Genomic DNA, 20,431 nt, shown 5'->3' on the forward strand with positions numbered 1-20,431 from the left:
AACTCTCGACCTCAACCTTGGCAAGGTTGCGCTCTACCAACTGAGCTACTCCCGCGTCATCAACAACAGGCCAGCATTATAGAGGGATTACAGAGGCTGTCAATGGGATTTTACCCCTGCACTTCAAGTCCGCTCCTGACAGCGCAAGCATGCCGACAGAACCGATTGAGACCGCCAGCTCCGGCAAAGGCATTCCGGGCCAAGCGGGTTTGAAAAATGTCGAGGGCAAGGCGCAGCGACGCAGGCAGTACGTCAGTACGACAAGGAGTTGCAACGCTGCCATCGGCATTTTCTCAGGCCCGCGCCTGCGGCCCGCCATTCATGCCCTTGACTACGACTACCCGGCTCAATGCAGATTGCCCGCCTTTTCCTTGATCAAAGGCCACGCCAGGCGCAGATAATAAAACATCGACCACACCGTCAGCACGCAGGCGATCCACATCAGCTTTTCGCCCCAGACATGGGTGTCGATCGCGCCAAAGATCACCTCGTGGTACAGCAGCAGTGGAATCGCCGTCATCTGCGCCGCCGTCTTGATCTTGCCGATCGAACTGACGGCCACCGATTTCGACGCGCCGATCTGCGCCATCCATTCGCGCAGGGCCGAAATCGTGATCTCGCGGCCGATAATGATAAACGCCAGCACGGCATTGACGCGGTCGAGCTGCACCAGCACCAGCAGGGCGCCGGCCACCATCAGCTTGTCGGCCACCGGATCGAGAAACGCGCCAAAGGCGGAGGTCTGGTTCCAGCGGCGGGCCAGGAAGCCGTCGAACCAGTCGGTCACGGCCGCAACAATAAAGACCAGTGTGGCAACCAGGTTCTGGTCGCCATGCAGCAGCATCGACGGCGGCAGGTAGAACACGCCGACGACCAGCGGGATCAGGGCCACGCGCAGCCACGTCAGGAGAATGGGAATATTAAAAGGCATAGGGAAGCAATCGGCCGACGGGTAAATTAAACAAAGCGCCACTAGTCTACATGGCACGCGGGTATTAGCCTAGTCCGGTTACGGCGCTGCCGCACCAGGCCGCAAATACTAGTGCAGCTGCTTGTAGATCTCTTCCGCCAGCTGGGTCGAAATCCCCTCCACCGACATCAGGTCTTCCACGCTGGCGTCGACCACGCCGCGCAGGCCGCCAAAGCGCGACAGCAGTTTCTGGCGGCGCTTGGCGCCGATGCCTTCGATCTCTTCCAGCCTCGACGTCTGGCGCGTCTTGGCACGCTTGGCGCGCATGCCGGTGATGGCAAAGCGGTGCGCCTCGTCGCGGATCTGCGCGATCAGCATCAGCGCCGCCGATTCCTTGCCCAACTCCTGCGCCGGACGGCCATCGACGAACAGCAGCGTTTCCAGGCCCACGCGCCTGCCCTCGCCTTTCGCCACGCCGACGATCAGGCTGATATCGAGACCGAGCTCGGCAAACACCTGGCGCGCCATTTCGATCTGCCCCTTGCCGCCGTCGATCAGCACCACGTCCGGCATCACGCCGTCGCCATTGGCCACCTTTTCATAGCGGCGCATCAGCACCTGCCGCATCGCCGCATAATCGTCGCCGGGCGTGATGTCGTTGATGTTGTAGCGGCGGTATTCGCCGTTCTGCATCGCATGGTGATGGAATACCACGCACGAGGCCTGCGTCGCTTCGCCCTGGGTATGGCTGATGTCGAAACATTCGACGCGAATGGTGTCGAGGTCTTCCGCTTCGAGGCGCAGCGCGTCGGCCAGCGCGCGCGTGCGCGACTGCTGCGAGCCCTGCTCGGACAGCAGGCGCGCCAGCGAAATCTCGGCGCCCTTCTGGGCCAGCTCCAGCCACTGGCGGCGCTGCCCCTGCGGCTGGAAGATCAGGTTGATGCGGTGGCCGCACTGTTCCATCAGCGCCACCATCAGCGCCGGCTGGTCGAATTCGACATTCAGGATCAGGGTGCCGGGAATGAATTTTTCCGTGTAGTGCTGGGCCAGGAAAGCAGCCAGCACTTCGACCTCGATCGGTTCCTCGGCGATTGCCGCCGCATCGCTGAGCTGGCTCGGGAAATAGGCGCGGTCGCCCAGGTGGCGCCCGCCGCGCACCATTGCCAGGTTGACGCAGGCGCGGCCGCCCTGCACCAGCACGGCGATGATGTCGACATCGGCGTCGCCCGTGGTTTCCATGCTCTGCTGGTGCAGCACGCGCGACAGCGAGGCGATCTGGTTGCGCACCACCACCGCCTGCTCGAATTTCAGGTCGGCCGCATAGGCGTGCATTTTCTTTTCCAGGTCGGCCATCACTTCGCTTTGCCGGCCGCGCAGGAAGCGCGCCGCGTTCTCGACATCGTGCTTGTAGTCTTCCTTGCTGATCAGGTTCACGCACGGCGCGCTGCAGCGGCCGATCTGGTGCAGCAGGCAAGGCCGCGTGCGGTTGGCGTACACGCTGTCTTCGCAGGTGCGGATCAGGAACACCTTCTGCAGGATCTGCATCGATTCCTTGACCGCCCACGAGCTGGGAAACGGCCCGAAATACTGGTTCTTCTTGTCCACCGAGCCACGGTAATACACCATGCGCGGCGCGTCGCCACCGGTGATCTTCAGGTAGGGATAGGACTTGTCGTCGCGAAACAGGATGTTGTAGCGCGGCTGCAGCGCCTTGATCAGGTTGTTTTCCAGGATCAGCGCTTCCGCTTCGCTGTGCGTGACGGTGGTTTCCAGGCGCGCGATGCGTTCGACCATCATGGCGATGCGCGGGCTGGCCAGGTTTTTCTGGAAATAGCTCGACACGCGCTTTTTCAGGTCGCGCGCCTTGCCCACGTACAGCACCTTGTCATTTGCGTCGAAGTAGCGATATACGCCAGGCAGGTTCGGCAGTTTGGCCACGGTCGCCAGCACTTGCGCGCGCGGATCGGGTGCGGGGACGACGGTGTTCAGATCGGGTATTGCTTCGGTCATTGCTGGCTCGGTTATTCGCTAGCTGGCGATTGTTCCACAATCACGAAAGCGACGGCGTACTCTTCCTCATCGCTGATGGTCACCTGCGCACTGAGGCGATGCTGTTCCATGAACTGCGCCAGCACGCCGCTGCAGACGATCATCGGCTTGCCGCTCGGATGATTGAGCATCTGTGCGGCAGGCCAGGTCATCGGCATGCGCAGTCCCAGGCCGATCGCCTTTGAGAAAGCCTCCTTGGCCGCAAAACGGGTGGCCAGGAAGCGCACGCCGCGCACGGCGTTCTTGGCGCTGCGGGCGCGGAACTTTTCCAGCTCCTGCGGCCCCAGGATCTTTTGCGCAAACCGCTCGCCATGGCGCGCAAGCGCCGCTTCGATGCGCGGGATCTTGCAGATATCGGTGCCGATGCCGTAAATCATCATTTGCCTGCCCGATGACCGACGCGCGTGGCGACCATGATGGCCTTCATTTCGCGCACCGCGTTTTCCCAGCCGACAAATACGGCATGGGCGACGATGGCGTGGCCGATATTGAGTTCGGCAATATCGGGAATCGCGGCGATCGCCTGCACATTGGTGTAATGCAAGCCGTGGCCCGCATTGACCTTCAAGCCACGGCTGGCGCCAAACAGCACGCCGGCCTTGATTCGCTCCAGTTCGGCCAGCTGTTCGGCGCCTTCGGTATCGGCATAGCGGCCCGTGTGCAGTTCGATCACCGGCGCCCCCATCTCGGCAGCGGCGGAGATCTGCTGCTCGTCCGCATCGATGAACAGGCTGACGCGGATGCCCTCGCCCTGCAGTTGTTTCACGGCTGCCGACACTTCCTTGTAGTAGCGCACCACGTCGAGGCCGCCTTCGGTGGTCACTTCGGTGCGTTTTTCCGGCACCAGGCAGACATCGGAAGGCTTGATGCGGCAGGCAAAGTCGATCATTTCCGCGGTGACCGCCGCTTCCAGGTTCATGCGCGTGAGCAGCTGCGGCGCGATGGCGATCACGTCGGCATCCTTGATATGGCGGCGGTCTTCACGCAAATGCAGAGTGATGCAATCGGCGCCGGCCTGTTCGGCCAGCAGGGCCGCGCGGATCGGGTCAGGATACTGGGTGCCGCGCGCATTGCGCAAGGTGGCCACATGGTCGATATTGACGCCCAGGTCGATGACGGGGCCGGCTGGCTGCAAAAAGCTCATGGTAATTTTCCGTAATAACTGTATAGGTTGAACATTACAACTGCATCAAATCGATCAGCATCTGGCGCGTGTTCAGGGTCGCGCCGCCGAGCTGGTGGGCCAGCAGGAAACGCATCAGCAGCTTGCTTTGCGCCTGCGTCGCCACGTCGCCATAGTCTTCGCATTCCATGTCGAGCAGGGTCTTGCCGGTAATGCGCGGCCAGGCGTCGCCGGCCTGCGCCGGACGCGGTCCGCGCTCGGGGTCGACCACATACACCTGCCCTGCCTGCACCGCCTGGCGCGTGCCGGTGCAGCGCGCGAGATCGGCCGCCACGCCCGTTTCCTTCAGCAGCGCGCGCTCGAACTTGCGCAGCACGATGGGCGCCGGCTCATTGTGCGCCAGTTGATTCAAGGTGGCAACGTAGTGGTCGAACAGCACGGGATGGGGATCGTCGCGCGCCAGCAATCTGACCAGCAGCTCGTTCAGGTAGAAGCCGCACAGCAAGGCGGTCTTTTCCAGCGGCAGCATGCCGCCCACCCATTCGGCGCCCGTCAGGATGCGCAGTTCGGACTTGCCGGTCCAGCCCGCCTGCAGGGGCTGGAAAGTCTGCAGCACGCCGCGCAGCTGCGAATGGGGCCGCTTGGCGCCCTTGGCGACAAGCGCGATGCGGCCATAGTCGCGCGTCAGCACGTCGATGATCAGGCTGGTTTCCTTGTGGGGATAGCTGTGCAGCACGAAGGCTGGCTGGCCCGTAACGCGGCCATCGCGCCCGGGCGGGCGGCTGGCGGTGCGCCGCGGCGCGGGCGGGGATGGCACGGCGGCGCTTTGCACCGCGGGTGCCGGGACGACGCTGGCAGCAGGCGCGCCGCCGGGCAGCGCTGGCGTGACGATGCTCATGCGTGTGGCGTCATCCGCTGGCGTGGGCTTACTCGTAGCCGTAGGCGCGCAGGCCGGCTTCGTTGTCGGCCCAGCCCGATTTGACCTTGACCCAGATTTCCAGGTACACGGGGCCGCCGAACAGTTTTTCCATGTCCAGGCGGGCCTGGGTCGACACTTCTTTCAGGCGCGCGCCCTTGTTGCCGATGATCATGGATTTATGCGTATCGCGCTCGACCAAAATGGCGGCAAACACGCGGCGCAAGTCGCCTTCCTGCTCGAATTTTTCGATCAGCACGGTGCTGGTGTACGGCAGTTCGTCGCCGACAAAGCGGAACAGTTTTTCGCGCACGATTTCCGAGGCGAGGAATTTCTCGCTGCGGTCGGTGATGTCGTCCGGTCCGAAGATCGGCTGGTTTTCCGGCAAGAAACGCTTGATCTCGTTCTGCAGGCCTTCGAGCTGGAAATGCAGCTTGGCCGAAACCGGCACGATGGCGGCGAAATCGCGCATGGCCGCCACTTTCTGCGCGAACGGCAGCAGCACGGCCTTGTCCTTGACGCGGTCCGACTTGTTGATCACCAGGATGCACGGCACTTCTTTCGGCAGCAAATCCATCACCTGCTGGTCGGCCGGGCCGAACGTACCCGCCTCGATCACGTACAGGATCACGTCCGACGAAATCAGCGTGTTGGTGACGGTCTTGTTGAGCGTCTTGTTCAGCGCGTTCGAGTGGCGCGTCTGGAAGCCGGGCGTGTCGACATAGATGAACTGCGCGTCGGGCACGGTCTGGATGCCGGTGATGCGATGGCGCGTGGTTTGCGCCTTGCGCGAAGTGATGCTGACCTTCGCGCCGATCAGCACGTTCATCAGGGTCGATTTGCCCACGTTCGGGCGGCCCACGATGGCGATATAGCCGCAGCGGAAGGTGTCGGGCATTTTGGTGGCTGTCATGCGAGTGTCGATTTCTGTTGAGTGTGAGCGGCAACGGCGGCGTCGTCGCTCTGGATGGTGGCAATGCCGGCCAGCTTGAGCTGGGCGGCGCGCGGTTTGGGCTTGCGGCTGGCGGCAGGCGACTTCAGCAGTGCCTGCTCTGCCACTTCCAGCGCCAGTTTGGCGGCGGCTTGCTCACCGGCGCGGCGGCTTCCGCCACGACCGTAGACCTGGATATTCAATTTGGGCACCAGGCATTCGATCTCGAATTCCTGGCTGTGGGCGGCGCCGTGCGTGGCCACCACATTGTATTGTGGCAGCGAGATTTTTTTGCTTTGCAAGAATTCCTGCAGCAGGGTCTTGGCATCCTTGCCCAGCGTTTGCGGATCGACCGAATCGAGGATGGGAATATAAAAGGCGCGGATCACGTCGCGCGCCGCATCAAAGCCCGTGTCGAGGAAGATCGCGCCCAGCAACGCTTCGAGCGTGTCGGCCAGGATCGACGGACGGCGGAAACCGCCCGACTTCAGTTCGCCTTCGCCCAGGCGCAGGAACTGCGACAGCTCCAGCTTCTGTGCGATTTCATACAGCGACTGCTGCTTGACCAGGTTGGCGCGCAGGCGCGACAGGTCGCCCTCGTCGATCGCATTGAAGCGTTCGTACAGGATGGACGCCACCACGCAGTTCAAAATGGAGTCGCCCAGAAATTCCAGCCGCTCATTATGCAAACTGCTGTGGCTACGATGCGTCAAGGCTTGCTGCAACAGGCCAGCATCCTGGAACGTATAGCCTAGACGGGTTTGCAATAGCTGAAGATTCATTGTTGGTTCTGTGTCATCTGATTGAGTCGGCATGCCGGCGCGGGTGTCGGGCGCGCGGCATGCAGGGGTGGTTCCTCGCGGAACGACAGCGGCTTAGTGGATGCCGCCTACGCGTTTCAAGTTACTGAAATTCATCCATACCAGGAAAGCCTTGCCGACGATATTTTCGTTCGGCACGAAACCCCAGTAGCGGCTGTCCGCGCTGTTGTCGCGGTTGTCGCCCATCATGAAATAATTTCCTGCCGGCACCACACAAGTGAAACCGTCTTCGTTGTAGTCGCACGCATCCTTGTGCGGGAAATCGTTGACCTGGCCCAGGTTCAGGGTCGGCGCCGGGTCGTCATTGAGGATGCGGTGGCTCACGCCCGTCAGGTTTTCTTCCAGCTGCTTGTGGTACACGGTGCTTTCGTCGTCGAGATAATCGTCGAGCGGCGTATAGTCGACCGGCTTGCCGTTGACGGTCAGGCGCTTGTTGTCATAGGTGATTTTATCACCGGGCACGCCGATCACGCGCTTGATGTAATCCTGGCTCATGTCCTTCGGATATTTGAACACCATCACGTCGCCGCGCTGCGGGTCATTGACCTCGATGATGCGCTTGTTGACGATTGGCAAACGAATGCCGTAGGTGAACTTGTTTACCAGAATCAGGTCGCCCACCAGCAAGGTCGGCACCATCGAGCTCGATGGGATCTTGAACGGCTCGTACAGGAACGAGCGCAGGCAGAACACCAGCGCGATGACGGGGAAGAAGCTGCCCGAATACTCGACCCAGGTCGGCTGGCGCAGCAGCGCCGCTTCGATCGTGGCGCGGCTGCCGCCATGCTCGGCCTTGATGCCTTCGGTGGCCAGCTTGGCCTGGCGCGCATCGAATTCGGCCAGCGCGCGGTCGGCCGCCTTGCGGCGCTGTTTCGACAGGTAGAACACGTCGAGGCACCAGATAAAGCCCGTGATCACCATCAGCACGAACAGGATCAGCGCGAAATTTCCTAAAATCACTTGCAGGTTCATGTATTAACCGTCCACTTGTAAGATTGCCAGGAAGGCTTCTTGTGGAATCTCCACGGAACCCACTTGTTTCATGCGCTTCTTGCCCGCCTTTTGCTTTTCCAGCAGCTTTTTCTTGCGGCTGATATCGCCGCCATAGCACTTGGCCAGCACGTTCTTGCGCAGCGCTTTCACGTTTTCACGCGAAATGATGTTGGCGCCGATGGTGGCCTGGATCGCCACGTCGAACATCTGGCGCGGGATCAGTTCGCGCATCTTGGCGGCCACCTGGCGGCCACGGTACTGGCTGTTCGAACGGTGCACGATGATGGCCAGCGCATCGACTTTTTCGCTGTTGATCAGCATGTCGACCTTGACCACGTCGGCCGCGCGGTATTCCTTGAACTCGTAATCCATCGAGGCGTAGCCGCGCGACGTCGATTTCAGGCGGTCGAAGAAGTCCAGCACGATCTCGGCCATCGGCATTTCATAGATCAGCTTGACCTGGCGGCCGTGGTAGCTCATGTCCATCTGGATGCCGCGCTTGGCGATGCACAGGGTGATCACCGAGCCGACATATTCCTGCGGCATGTACAGGTTGACCGTGACGATCGGCTCGCGCACTTCCTCGATGCGCGACGGATCGGGCATCTTCGACGGATTGTCGACGTTGATCAGGCTGCCGTCGCGCTGCACCACTTCGTACACCACGGTTGGCGCCGTGGTGATCAGGTCCATGTCGAATTCGCGCTCCAGGCGTTCCTGCACGATTTCCATGTGCAGCAGGCCCAGGAAGCCGCAGCGGAAGCCGAAGCCCAGCGCCTGCGACACTTCCGGCTCGTACATCAGCGCGGCGTCATTGAGTTTCAGTTTTTCCAGCGAGTCGCGCAGCGCATCGTACTGGTTCGCCTCGACCGGGAACAGGCCGGCAAACACCTGCGGCTGCACTTCCTTGAAACCGGGCAAAGGCTCGCTGGCAGGACGGCTGGCCAGGGTGACGGTATCGCCCACCTTGGCGGCCTTCAGTTCCTTGATGCCGGCGATAACGAAGCCCACCTGCCCGGCGGACAGCTGCGGCAGCGATTGCGAACGGGGCGAGAACACGCCGATGTCTTCCACCAGCTGCACGGAATCGGTGGCCATCAGGCGGATCTTGTCTTTCGGTTTCAGGGTGCCGTTGACCACGCGCACCAGCATCACCACGCCGACATAGGCGTCGTACCAGGAATCGACGATCAGCGCCTGCAGCGGTGCGTCCGGGTCGCCCTTCGGTGGCGGCACCTTGACGATCAATTGCTCCAGCACGTCGAGCACGCCGAAACCGGTCTTGGCCGAGCAATGCACGGCGTCGCCGGCGTCGATGCCGATCACGTCTTCGATCTCGGCAATGGCGTTCGGCGGATCGGCATTCGGCAAGTCGATCTTGTTCAGGACCGGCACCACTTCCACGCCCAGGTCCAGCGCCGTGTAGCAGTTGGCGACCGTTTGCGCTTCCACGCCTTGCGAGGCGTCGACTACCAGCAGCGCGCCTTCGCAGGCGGACAGCGAGCGCGATACTTCATAGCTGAAGTCGACGTGGCCCGGTGTATCGATCAGGTTCAGGTTGTAGATCTGGCCGTCGCGCGCCTTGTAGTGCAGGGCCGCCGTTTGTGCCTTGATGGTAATGCCGCGTTCGCGCTCCAGATCCATGGAATCGAGCACCTGCGCCTCCATCTCGCGGTCGGACAAGCCGCCGCATAACTGAATGATGCGGTCCGCCAGGGTTGATTTACCGTGGTCAATATGGGCGATGATGGAGAAGTTGCGTATGTTGTTCATTAACTAATATATGTGCGAGTGACGACACTGCTTAAACAGGAATCAGGGGATCATGTCCGGGCCAGACAGGGCCAAACCCGGCACCCCGCTCATGATGAAAAAAGCGCTCCGAGCAGGACATCTGCATGCCCAGGCGAGCGCTTTTGAAGCGACAGAAGCTGCTGCCTCGGACAGTAGCTTTTTCGACCTCCCCATTTTACCGGATTTCAGGGTAGAAAGCCCGTCTTTCAGAGGATGGCGCCGGGGCGGCGATGTAATTTCGCCTGTTTCCGGCGCGGCAATGGTGCAATGCAGGGCCAATCTTGTTTTTAAATTAAGCCAGTTGCGCCCGGACTGCCGCCGCGTCAAGAAAATAGTGGCACAGCTCGGGCTGCGCCAGGTCGCCGAACAGCACCGGCACCAGCTCGTCGAAGCGCGCCAGCAGCGTGGGATCGGCAGATTCATCGATATCGATCACCTCGACCGTAAACGGTTTTTCAGGGGTGTGCAGCAGCTGCAGGGCGTCGAACATGTCCTGGCAAAGGTGGCAATAACTGCGGGAATAGAGGGTAAAGTGCATGTTTGGACAAACCCAACCGCAAAAGCCGGGGTCGGACCCTCAGGGTCCGACCCCGGTGTTCGGCGGGGTGCGGGTTAAAAATTATTTGGCAGATGGGCGCAGCGACACGAACTGCGTCGTCTCGCCACGGCGCACCAGCACGGCCGAGGTTTTCTTCGGATCGAGCTTGGCCACCAGCCCATTGAACTGCTTGGCGTCGCGCACGGCAACGTTATTCAGTTGCAGGATCACGTCGCCAGGCTGCAGGCCGGCCAGCGCCGCCACGCCGTCGGCGTCATCGACCAGCACGCCGGCCTCGATCTTCAGTTCCTGCTTTTTGGCGGCCGGCACGTCGCTGACCTTCAGGCCCAGCGCATTGCTGGCCTGCGCTTCCGGCTGCCTTGCAGGCGCCTTGCCGGCGCTCTTGTCGCCTTCCAGTTCGACCACGGTGACCGGCACTTCCTGCTGCGCACCCTTGCGCCAGACGGTAATGCTGGCCTTGCCGTTGACGGCCGAGCCGCCCACCAGGCGCGGCAGGTCGGAGGAGCGCTCGATCTGCGCGCCATTGAATTTCAGGATGATGTCGCCCGGCTTGATGCCCGCCTTGTCGGCCGGACCGCCCGGCTCCACCATCGACACCTGCGCGCCCTTGGCGTTCGGCAAGCCCAGCGACTCGGCCACTTCCTTGCTCACTTCGCCGATCTGCACGCCGATGCGGCCCCGCACGACTTTGCCGGACTTTTTCAGCTGCTCGCCGACGCGCATGGCCTCGTCGATGGGCACGGCAAACGAAATGCCGTTATAGGCGCCGGACAGCGTGGCGATTTGCGAGTTGATGCCGATCACTTCGCCGCGCAGGTTGATCAAAGGCCCGCCCGAGTTGCCGGGATTGACGGCCACGTCGCTCTGGATCAGCGGCAGGTAGTCGCCCGTATCGCGCGACTTGGCCGAGATAATGCCGGCCGTGACCGTGTTTTCCAGGTTGAATGGCGAGCCGATGGCGATCACCCATTCGCCGACGCGGATCTTTTCCGAGTCGCCGATGGTCACGCGCGGCAGGCTCGTGCCTTCGATCTTCAGCAGCGCCACGTCGGTGCGCGCATCGGCGCCGATCACCTTGGCCTTGAATTCGCGCTTGTCGGTCAGCGTTACATACACTTCGTCGGCGCCGTCGACCACGTGCGCATTGCTCAGCACATAGCCATCGGCGGAAATGATAAAGCCGGAGCCGACGCCGCGCTGCACTTCCTGCTCCTGCGGCGCACGGCGGCTGCGCGGCGCCTGCTGGCGCGGCGTGGGCATGGCGCCGCCAAAGAAGCGGCGCAGGAATTCCTGCATTTCCTGCTCGTCGGCGCCGCCGGCCGTGCCGCCATCCATCTTCAGGCGTTCGGTAGTGCGGATATTCACCACGGCCGGACCGACGGCATCGACCAGGTCGGCAAAATCAGGCAGCTGCACCGAACGCACGGCCGGCACGGCGGCCTGGGCCGGCGCGAGGCCCAGCATGGCGGGCGCAAAGAAGACACCGGCGGTTCCCAGACATAAAGCGGAAAGCGTCTTCGCTGAAAACGTTTTGCTGGGTGCACAAATATTTTTTTTCATGGAGTTATCTTTTCGAATGTTGAGTCGGATCAAGCTGCTGCCAGCACGCCCTCTGGCCATGACACCTGCGTGAGATCGGATGCGTTCTGCAACGCGTGTGGCAGGAAGGCCGCGCGTGGCAAACCATGCAACAATATATCGCATAAGCAAGATATCGCTTGCTGATAGTGTCAATCGTGCACCAGTCGGGTGTCAAGAGGGAGCGGCCACCGTTAAGCCAGCTGTAAGGCGGCGGAGCGCCATGCCTTGCTGTGCCGGGCCGGCATTACGGCTGCGGTAGCGGTCCGGCCGCCAGCGGCTCGGCCGCGCCGGGCGTGGCAACCGGCGCCAGCGCCACCGGCCGCAAATCGTCGGCCGTGATCGGCGCCTCGGCCGCCAGGCGGCTGGCCAGGGCGGCGCCAAAGCCGGCGCTCAGCGCACCGGCGCCCTGCCCGGCGCGCAGCACCTCGCCGATCAGCCCATAGGCGCGCCAGGCTTGCCGTCCGGTATCCGTATCGAGCGCGGCAAACGCCAGTTCTAGTTCGGCGGCCGGCAGTTCACCGTCGGCCAAAGCCGAAATATGCTCGTGCAATCCTGGAAATGTGTCCATCATGGGTCCTGCAAGTCAAGAAGGTCGGCGCGCCCTGGCGCCAGGTATTACCTATTGCCACAATGCATGGTCGTGGCATTACCAGCGTTTGTCAATCGGCATGTCCAGCAAGGGCTTGAGCTTTTCCGCAATCACTTCGCGCGCACGAAAGATGCGGCTGCGCACAGTGCCTATCGGACACGCCATGATTTCCGAGATTTCTTCATAGCTCAGCCCTTCGATTTCCCGCAGCACGATGGCGGTGCGCAATTCGATCGGCAGCACATCCATGGCGGCATTGACGGTGGCGGCGATCTGTTTGCTGGCCAGTACGGACTCGGGCGTATTGTTGTCGCGCAGCCGGTTGCCGTCATCAAAGGACTCCGCCTGCCCGGCGTCGGTGTCGCTGGACGTCGGCGTACGCCGGCCCTGCGTAAGCAGATAATTCTTGGCCGTATTGATGCCGATGCGGTACAGCCAGGTATAAAAGGCGGCATCGCCGCGGAAATGCCGCAACGCCCGGTATGCCTTGATAAAGGTTTCTTGCACCACATCCTCGGCCTCCGCAGGGTCATGCACGAGCCGCGACACCAGCCGCATCAGGCGCCGCTGGTACTTCGATACCAGCACGTCGAATGCCCGCCTGTCGCCAGCCTGGACCCGCTCGACCAGTAATTGATCACCTTCGCGTTCAGTACTCACGCCGAATGTCCCTGGTAGCATGCAGTGCGGGCACCCGTATGGATATAGAGTTGGCCCGCTGCAAGAAGTTCAGTGTTCGCCGCACTTTTTATGACTCCCCTCCCCGCGCCGCGATGGCGTGGCACGCCACGGCCAGTTCGCGAAATGCAGCGCTGCCGAAGCGTCCGCGCTGCACCAGCACCGCGCTGACCCGCCCCTGCCCGTCCGCCAGCCGCAGCACCAGCAGCGAAGGCCACAGCGTGGAGCCGGGCAGCAGGCGCAGCGGTGCCGTGGGCAGCGGCAGCTCGGCGGGCCGCGCTACACCGCGCCGCTCTCCACCCGCTTCTGCACGCTTTTCTGTATGTTCCGCCAGCCGAATCTGTCCGACCGGTGAAATATCAAGCGTGAGCGGCTTTCTGCGGCAGGACAGCAAGGCGAGCAAAAACACGCCGCCCGACGCACTGGCCAGCGCCGCAGGCCAGCCCAGCGCATGGCCGCCCGCCAGGGGAAATGCCGCCAGCACGGCGCACAGGCCATAGCCAGCTTGCAGCAAACGCAAACCGACAGGCGTGCAGAGGACAGCCGATATCGCAATCGACATGGCACAACTCAATAGGGATAACATCAGGCGCGCCGGCACCATGCCGGGCAAATTCAGGCGCCAACGAGCGTTGGCGCCGAATCAGCGCTCACTACGGTTAGACCGCAGCGAGCGCTTGAAAGTTCCTGCTTATTTCGCTTTACCGAAAATCAGCGTGCCATTCGTGCCGCCGAAGCCGAACGAATTCTTCACTGCATAATCGATCTTCATGTCACGCGCCGTATTGGCACAGAAGTCGAGATCGCAAGCCGGATCCTGGTTGAAGATGTTGATGGTCGGCGGCGACACCTGATGGTGCAGCGCCAGTACCGTAAACACCGCTTCCAGACCGCCCGCGCCGCCCAGCAAATGGCCTGTCATCGATTTGGTCGAATTCACTACCAGGTTCTTTGCATGGTCGCCGAAGGTGCGCTTGATGCCCATCACTTCAGCCACGTCGCCTTGCGGGGTCGACGTGCCGTGCGCGTTCAGGTATTGAATCTGATCCGGATTCAGGCCAGCGTTGTTGAGCGCCGCGATTACCGATTTGCTGCCGCCGCTACCATCTTCCAGCGGCGAGGTCATGTGATAAGCATCTGCGCTCATCCCGAAACCATGCACTTCGGCATAGATCTTGGCGCCGCGGGCGACCGCGTGCTCGTAATCTTCCAGCACCATCACGCCAGCACCCTCGCCCAACACGAAGCCGTCGCGGTCGGTATCCCACGGACGCGACGCCGTTGCCGGATCGTCGTTGCGGGTCGACAGAGCGCGTGCCGAGGCGAAACCGCCCAGTCCCAGCGGCGAGACAGTCGATTCGGCACCGCCTGCAATCATGACGTCGGCGTCGCCGTATTCGATCATGCGTGCTGCTGCGCCGATGCTGTGCAAGCCGGTGGTACACGCCGTGACAATCGCCAGGTTCGGGCCCTTCAGACCATATTTGATCGAAAGGTTGCCAGAGATCATGTTAATGATCGAGGCAGGCACGAAAAATGGCGAGATGCGGCGCGGACCGCGCTTCTCGTACTCGGACTTGGTCTCTTCGATCAGCGGCAGGCCACCGATACCCGAACCGATGATCACGCCGATACGCTCGGCGTTTTCCTCGGTCACTTCCAGACCGGAATCCTGCATCGCCTGGATGCCCGCAGCCATGCCGTAATGGATAAAGGTATCCATGTGGCGGGCTTCCTTACCGGAGATATACTCTTCGATATTGAAGCCTTTGACTTCACCGGCAAAATGCGTGGTGAATGGCTGTGCATCGAACTTGGTAATCGTGGCTATGCCCGATTTGCCTTCGATGATGGCGCCCCACGCATCGGCAATAGTATTGCCGACAGGTGAAACGCAGCCCAGGCCGGTGACAACAACGCGACGGTTTTTAGAACGGCTCAAGCGATTCTCCTGAAGTCGGTCAGACAGGCTTAGGCCTTGACGTTGGCGGTGGCGTAGTCGATCGCCTGTTTCACGGTGGTGATTTTTTCAGCTTGTTCGTCAGGGATTTCCATTTCGAATTCGTCTTCCAGGGCCATCACCAGTTCCACGGTGTCCAGGGAATCGGCGCCGAGATCGTCGACGAAAGAGGATTCGATTTTGATGTCTGCTTCTGCAACGCCCAGTTGCTCAGCGACGATTTTCTTAACGCGTTGTTCGATATCCGACATGTTATGGCTCCAAAGTGTGTGTTACGGAAAGTGCGCGCATTTTATCAGGTTTGCGCGTCCGAATACTAATTTCGGTGTCTGCTGCTAATTCGACCGAAGCTGCTGCTAAAAGATGCGATTATAGCCAAAAACCAGTTGCACATCGTGCCACAAACCGGTGTTTCGTCCAGTGTACGCATCAATTCATGTACATGCCGCCATTCACATGCAGGGTGGTGCCCGTGATATAGGCCGCTTGCGGCGACGCCAGGAACGCCACGGCGGCAGCCACGTCTTCCGGCTTGCCCAGGCGCGACAGCGGGATTTGCGTCAGCAATGCCGCGTGCTGCTCTTCGCTCAATGCCTTGGTCATGTCGGTATCGATAAAACCGGGAGCGATGCAGTTGACCGTGATGTTGCGGCTGCCGATTTCACGCGCCAGCGCGCGGCTCATGCCTTCCACGCCGGCCTTGGCCGCCGCGTAATTCATCTGGCCCGGATTGCCCGACGATGCCACCACCGAGGTGATGTTAATGATACGCCCAGCCTTGGCTTTCATCATGCCGCGCAGTACCGCGCGCGACAGGCGGCCGACGGCCGACAGATTGGTGGTGATGACGTTGTCCCACTCTTCGTCCTTCATGCGCATGGCCAGCTGGTCCTGCGTGATGCCCGCATTGTTGACCAGGATCGACAGGCTGCCGTAGGTTTTCTGCACTTCGTCGACTACCGCGGCGCAGCGCGCCGCATCGGTCACGTTCAGGACCACGCCCTTGCCCGTCACGCCTTCGGCGGCCAGGTAATCGGTGATCGCCTGCGCGCCGGCATCCGAGGTGGCGGTGCCGACCACGGTGGCGCCCTGTTTGCCCAGTTCGGTGGCAATGGCGCGGCCGATGCCGCGCGAAGCGCCCGTGACCAGCACGACTTGATTGGTTAAATTCATGAATATCCTTCAATATGGCTGCCGGCGGCAAGACATGCGTGCCAGCGGCTGGTTTACTTGAGCTGCGTCAAAATGCGTTCGAGCGAGGCCTGGTCGACGATGGCGTCGCCCACCAGCACCGGATCGATGCGCTTGGCCAGACCCATCAGGACCTTGCCCGGACCGCATTCGATTACCTGGGTGATGCCGTCGGCCGCGACCTTCTGCATGGTCTCGACCCAGCGCACCGGGCTGGCCGCCTGGCGCACCAGCGCATCTTTAATACCGGCCACGTCATTGACAATCGCGACATCGACGTTATTGATCAGCGCGATCTGCGGCGCATTGAATTGCAGCTCGGCCATGTAGTCGCGCAGGCGGTCCGACGCCGGTTTCAGCAGCGACGAGTGGAATGGCGCCGATACCGGCAGCTTCATGGCGCGCTTGGCGCCTTTTGCCTTGGCCAGTTCGCAGGCGCGCTCGACCGCAGCCGTATGGCCGGCGATCACCACTTGTGCCGGCGCATTGAAGTTGACGGGTTCGACCACCAGGGCCGGGTTTTCCGCCGCGGCTTCCGCACAGGCGGCGCGCACGTCGTCATCCGACAGGCCCAGCACCACTGCCATGGTGCCCTGCCCGACCGGCACGGCTTCCTGCATCGCCTGCGCGCGGAAACGCACCAGCGGCACGGCGTCCTTGAAATCGATCACGCCGGCGGCGACCAGCGCCGAGTATTCACCGAGGCTGTGACCGGCCACCACGCTCGGCAGCGGGCCGCCGGCCGCCAGCCAGGCGCGGTAAAACGCTACCGCCGCCGTCAGCATCACGGGCTGGGTATTGGTGGTCAGGTCCAGCTCTTCCTTCGGACCTTCGGCAATCAGCTTGCCCAGGTCGAATTGCAGCGCATCGGACGCTTCGGCCACGGTTTGCGCCACCACCGGATTGCCGGCGAAACCATCGAGCATCGCGATCGCTTGCGAGCCCTGGCCTGGAAAAACAAATGCAAATTGTGTCATGTCGACTCCGTTTTTTATAGTGTTGCAGCTTACATTCTGGCCAGCACGGCGCCCCAGGTAAAGCCGCCGCCCACGCCTTCCATCATGACATTGTCGCCCTTCTTGACGCGGCCGTCGCGCACGGCGATGTCGAGCGCCAGCGGGATCGAGGCGGCCGAGGTGTTGCCGTGCTGGTCGACGGTAACGACCATCTTTTCCAGCGGCAAGCCGAGTTTTTTGGCGGTGCTGTTCATGATGCGGATATTGGCCTGGTGCGGAATCAGCCAGTCGATCTGGTCGGACGTCATGCTGGCGTGGGCCAAAGCTTCATGCGCGACTTTTTCCAGCACCGAGACGGCCAGCTTGAACACGGCCGGACCATCCATGTACAAAAAGGCGCTGCCGTCGAGCGCGCCGCCAGCCAGGCTGCCGGGTACGCTGAGGATGTTCGAGTGGCGGCCGTCGGCATGCAGTTTGGTGGCCAGGATGCCGGGTTCTTCGGACGCCGTCATGACGATGGCGCCGGCGCCGTCGCCGAACAGCACGCAGGTGCCGCGGTCGTCGAAATTCAAAATACGCGAAAACACTTCGGCGCCGATCACCAGCACGTTCTTGTGCATGCCCGACTGGATGAAGCTGTCGGCGGTGGCGACCGCGTAGACGAAGCCGCTGCAGACGGCCTGCACGTCGACCGCGGCGCAGTTGTTGGTGATGCCCAGCTTGTTCTGCACGATGCAGGCGGTGCTGGGGAAGCTGCCGAAGAAGTCGGGGGTCGAGCTGGCGACGATGATCAGGTCCAGGTCGTTGCCGTCGAGACCGGCCATCTCCAGCGCCTTTTTGGCCGCTTCGACACCCAGGTCCGAGGAATTTTGCGTCGGAGCCGCATAATGGCGCGCCGAGATGCCGCTGCGCGAGACGATCCACTCATCCGAGGTCTCGATGCCCTTGGCAGCGAGCTGGTCAGTCAGATCCTGGTTGGTGACGCGCTTCTCCGGCAGATAGCTGCCGGTACCGATAATCTTGCTGTAGATCTTGCTTGCGATAGTCATGCTTACCCATCCACTAAATGGTAGAGCTTGTTGATGTAGGTTCTTCCGCCACTGGCGTGCGCGGCATCAGCTCGGCGATCATGCTGGCCAGGTGGGCCTGCACGTCGTTCTTTGCCGCATCATAGGCGCGGCGCAAGGCCCATTCGAACGAATAGGCGTCGGCGCCGCCATGGCTTTTGATTACCAGGCCGCGCAGGCCCAGCAGGCTGGCGCCGTTGTAGCGCGAAGGGTTCAAACGGTTCGTGATGGCTTTCAATGCGCCACGCGCGATCAGCGCACCGAGCATGGTGACCGGATTGCGCTTGAATTCGGAAGTGAGGACGTCCTTCACGAAGCGCGCCAGGCCTTCGATGGCCTTCAGCGTGACGTTGCCGACAAAGCCGTCGCAGACCACGATATCGGTGGTGCCCTTGAAGATGTCATTGCCTTCGACGTTGCCATGGAAGTTCAGCGCGCCACGCTCGTGGTCGGCCTGCAGCAGCTTGGCGGTCAGCTTCACCACCTCGTTGCCCTTGATATCTTCCGTACCGACGTTGAGCAGGCCGATGGTGGGGCGCGCTATGTTTTCCATGGCGGACACCAGCACCGACCCCATGATGGCGAACTGGTGCAAATGATGCGGTTCGCAATCGACGTTGGCGCCCAGGTCCAGCATGTAGGTCGGACCGTTTTTCTGATTCGGCAGGATGCTGCAGATGGCCGGACGGTCGACGCCCGACATGGTTTTCAGGACATAGCGCGAGACAGCCATCAAGGCGCCGGTATTGCCGGCGGAGACGCAGGCTTGCGCCGCGCCGCTCTTGACCTGTTCAATGGCCACGCGCATCGACGAATCCTTCTTGCGGCGCAGGGCCACTTCGAGCGGATCGTCCATGGTAACTTGTTCGGAGGCATGCAAGATCGACAGGCGCGGATGCGTGTCGGCTTTGTGCTTTTTCAGCTCGGCGCGGATCACGTCTTCCAATCCCACCAGGATCAGTTCAGCGTCAGGCTCGTGTTCGATGAAGGAAATTGCTGCAGGAATAGTGACTGAGGGACCGTGATCTCCGCCCATGCAGTCGATAGAAATTTTGATTGTCATTTGGTTTGATTCAGTACCGCTGCGGGCTTGCGGCAAGATGTGAATCGGACTGTAGCTGCAGGGATGCTCGCACCTGGTCAGCGTGATTCAAAATGACGGTGCGCAAGATGAATTGCAGCCGATAAAAAAGAAGAAGCGGCGCCACGCCGAAAAACCAACGCAACACCGCTTTCATCTTACCCAACAAAACGTCGATTACTCGTCGTTTTTGGTCTTCAACACTTTACGGCCACGATAGAAGCCGTTAGGGCTGATATGGTGACGCATGTGTGTTTCGCCGGTAACTGGCTCGACGCTCAATTGCGGCGCGACCAGGAAGTCGTGCGAACGGTGCATGCCGCGCTTGGAAGGGGTTTTCTTGTTCTGTTGAACTGCCATGATGACTCCTAATACATAAGTTCTAAAATTTTAGCACAATCGATTGGCAAATACATGCTAATCGAGTATCCCAGCGGCAAAGACCATCCGAAAACAGCCGGTACCGACATCGTTTATTTCATGCTACGTTTCACTACACATTGCCATACTCGATTACTACACGCGTTTGACACGTTCTTCTAAGCGAAAATCCCGCAAACCTGATGCGCCGAACGCTCGCCATGGTTGTTGAGACCTCCTGTAACTGCTACTGCTTATTCTGGCTTCAAGTCTTTCAGTGCCGCAAACGGCGACTTCTTTTCAGTCTTGAGAGCATCGAGCTGCGCCGTATCGGGGCAGACGTCATGTTTGGGTACCTGCGGCAGGGCCAGCAAGGCTTCATCTTCGATCAGGGCCGCGGCATCCATGCTGCGGCTGCCGACGATCACGTCGATCGACTCATCGTCGATGATTTCTTCGATCTCGTCCGCATGCTCGTCATCCTTGCCAAGCATTAACACTGTCGAAGAATCGATATCGTAAGCAAACGGAGCCAGGCAGCGCTGGCATACCAGCTGAACGGTGCCGTTGACCGACAAGGTCAGCTGCGGGTAGCCCAGCTTGCTGGTGCTGCCGGCGATCTTCCAGGCGATATCGCCGGAATCATCTGCACAGTCCTTGGTCAACCGGGTCATTTCAGCGACAGGAGTGACACCCTCGCGGCTCCCGCTGATACGACAAAAATCAAAGGCGTCGATCACAAAAGCATTCATTGGCAGAAAATTTCCCCGGAAAACCAGCGATCATAACAGGGTTTTCAAGCAGGAGTCAAAGCCTGTTGCATTTTTTTGATGTCAGGCAGGCCATTTCAGAGGCGGACATGGCGGCAATTG

Annotated in this window: 22 protein-coding genes; all 22 read right to left on the reverse strand. The window is 61.1% G+C overall.

What is annotated here, in order from left to right; all coding sequences use genetic code 11:
* Positions 1-346 precede the first annotated feature (346 nt).
* Complete coding sequence (gene pgsA, locus RTQ46_RS01690; RefSeq protein WP_065306612.1) at positions 347-931, reverse strand: CDP-diacylglycerol--glycerol-3-phosphate 3-phosphatidyltransferase; 585 nt, start codon at positions 929-931, stop codon at positions 347-349.
* A 108-nt stretch (positions 932-1,039) separates the two neighbouring features.
* On the reverse strand, positions 1,040-2,920 hold the full coding sequence (gene uvrC, locus RTQ46_RS01695) for an excinuclease ABC subunit UvrC (protein WP_312434196.1): 1,881 nt from the start codon (positions 2,918-2,920) through the stop codon (positions 1,040-1,042).
* An 11-nt stretch (positions 2,921-2,931) separates the two neighbouring features.
* Positions 2,932-3,336: a holo-ACP synthase gene (acpS, locus tag RTQ46_RS01700; RefSeq protein ID WP_312434493.1), complete on the reverse strand. Its 405-nt coding sequence runs from the start codon at positions 3,334-3,336 to the stop codon at positions 2,932-2,934.
* Complete coding sequence (gene pdxJ, locus RTQ46_RS01705) at positions 3,336-4,103, reverse strand: pyridoxine 5'-phosphate synthase (protein ID WP_312434198.1); 768 nt, start codon at positions 4,101-4,103, stop codon at positions 3,336-3,338. Before pdxJ ends, acpS begins: the two co-directional genes overlap by 1 nt.
* Before the next feature lie 34 nt (positions 4,104-4,137).
* Positions 4,138-4,980, reverse strand: coding sequence for a DNA repair protein RecO (gene recO / locus RTQ46_RS01710; protein ID WP_312434199.1), 843 nt, complete (start codon positions 4,978-4,980; stop codon positions 4,138-4,140).
* A gap of 28 nt (positions 4,981-5,008) precedes the next feature.
* Positions 5,009-5,911, reverse strand: coding sequence for a GTPase Era (era, locus tag RTQ46_RS01715; protein WP_312434201.1), 903 nt, complete (start codon positions 5,909-5,911; stop codon positions 5,009-5,011).
* Positions 5,908-6,744, reverse strand: coding sequence for a ribonuclease III (gene rnc / locus RTQ46_RS01720; RefSeq protein WP_312434202.1), 837 nt, complete (start codon positions 6,742-6,744; stop codon positions 5,908-5,910). The genes era and rnc overlap by 4 nt, the downstream gene beginning before the upstream one ends.
* Before the next feature lie 60 nt (positions 6,745-6,804).
* Positions 6,805-7,722 carry a signal peptidase I gene (lepB, locus tag RTQ46_RS01725; RefSeq protein WP_312434204.1) on the reverse strand — a complete coding sequence of 306 codons (918 nt, stop codon included), beginning with the start codon at positions 7,720-7,722 and terminating at the stop codon, positions 6,805-6,807.
* Positions 7,723-7,725: 3 nt separating this feature from the next.
* Complete coding sequence (gene lepA / locus RTQ46_RS01730) at positions 7,726-9,516, reverse strand: translation elongation factor 4 (protein ID WP_312434205.1); 1,791 nt, start codon at positions 9,514-9,516, stop codon at positions 7,726-7,728.
* A 313-nt stretch (positions 9,517-9,829) separates the two neighbouring features.
* On the reverse strand, positions 9,830-10,075 hold the full coding sequence (locus RTQ46_RS01735; protein ID WP_312434207.1) for a glutaredoxin family protein: 246 nt from the start codon (positions 10,073-10,075) through the stop codon (positions 9,830-9,832).
* Positions 10,076-10,156: 81 nt separating this feature from the next.
* Positions 10,157-11,560, reverse strand: a complete 1,404-nt coding sequence (locus RTQ46_RS01740; RefSeq protein ID WP_312434208.1) for a DegQ family serine endoprotease — start codon at positions 11,558-11,560, stop codon at positions 10,157-10,159.
* 361 nt (positions 11,561-11,921) lie between these two features.
* Positions 11,922-12,248, reverse strand: a complete 327-nt coding sequence (locus RTQ46_RS01745; protein WP_312434210.1) for a sigma-E factor negative regulatory protein — start codon at positions 12,246-12,248, stop codon at positions 11,922-11,924.
* A gap of 75 nt (positions 12,249-12,323) precedes the next feature.
* The gene (rpoE, locus tag RTQ46_RS01750) at positions 12,324-12,926 is read right to left on the reverse strand and encodes an RNA polymerase sigma factor RpoE (RefSeq protein WP_312434211.1); all 603 of its coding nucleotides are present in this window, start codon (positions 12,924-12,926) and stop codon (positions 12,324-12,326) included.
* A gap of 88 nt (positions 12,927-13,014) precedes the next feature.
* On the reverse strand, positions 13,015-13,506 hold the full coding sequence (locus RTQ46_RS01755; protein WP_312434212.1) for a hypothetical protein: 492 nt from the start codon (positions 13,504-13,506) through the stop codon (positions 13,015-13,017).
* A gap of 129 nt (positions 13,507-13,635) precedes the next feature.
* A complete protein-coding gene (fabF, locus tag RTQ46_RS01760) occupies positions 13,636-14,886 on the reverse strand; it encodes a beta-ketoacyl-ACP synthase II (protein ID WP_312434213.1) in 1,251 nt (416 codons plus the stop codon).
* Positions 14,887-14,915: 29 nt separating this feature from the next.
* On the reverse strand, positions 14,916-15,155 hold the full coding sequence (gene acpP, locus RTQ46_RS01765; RefSeq protein WP_152241902.1) for an acyl carrier protein: 240 nt from the start codon (positions 15,153-15,155) through the stop codon (positions 14,916-14,918).
* A 178-nt stretch (positions 15,156-15,333) separates the two neighbouring features.
* Positions 15,334-16,077, reverse strand: a complete 744-nt coding sequence (gene fabG, locus RTQ46_RS01770; protein ID WP_312434215.1) for a 3-oxoacyl-ACP reductase FabG — start codon at positions 16,075-16,077, stop codon at positions 15,334-15,336.
* Positions 16,078-16,130: 53 nt separating this feature from the next.
* Positions 16,131-17,072, reverse strand: a complete 942-nt coding sequence (gene fabD / locus RTQ46_RS01775; protein WP_312434216.1) for an ACP S-malonyltransferase — start codon at positions 17,070-17,072, stop codon at positions 16,131-16,133.
* 29 nt (positions 17,073-17,101) lie between these two features.
* Positions 17,102-18,100 carry a beta-ketoacyl-ACP synthase III gene (locus tag RTQ46_RS01780; RefSeq protein WP_312434218.1) on the reverse strand — a complete coding sequence of 333 codons (999 nt, stop codon included), beginning with the start codon at positions 18,098-18,100 and terminating at the stop codon, positions 17,102-17,104.
* A gap of 13 nt (positions 18,101-18,113) precedes the next feature.
* Positions 18,114-19,181, reverse strand: coding sequence for a phosphate acyltransferase PlsX (gene plsX / locus RTQ46_RS01785; RefSeq protein ID WP_312434219.1), 1,068 nt, complete (start codon positions 19,179-19,181; stop codon positions 18,114-18,116).
* Positions 19,182-19,376: 195 nt separating this feature from the next.
* Positions 19,377-19,559, reverse strand: coding sequence for a 50S ribosomal protein L32 (gene rpmF, locus RTQ46_RS01790; protein WP_034749653.1), 183 nt, complete (start codon positions 19,557-19,559; stop codon positions 19,377-19,379).
* Positions 19,560-19,813: 254 nt separating this feature from the next.
* The gene (locus tag RTQ46_RS01795) at positions 19,814-20,311 is read right to left on the reverse strand and encodes a DUF177 domain-containing protein (protein ID WP_312434221.1); all 498 of its coding nucleotides are present in this window, start codon (positions 20,309-20,311) and stop codon (positions 19,814-19,816) included.
* Positions 20,312-20,431 lie beyond the last annotated feature (120 nt).

The sequence above is a fragment of the Janthinobacterium sp. genome, assembly GCF_031995485.1.
In the GTDB taxonomy this organism is placed as follows: domain Bacteria; phylum Pseudomonadota; class Gammaproteobacteria; order Burkholderiales; family Burkholderiaceae_D; genus Janthinobacterium.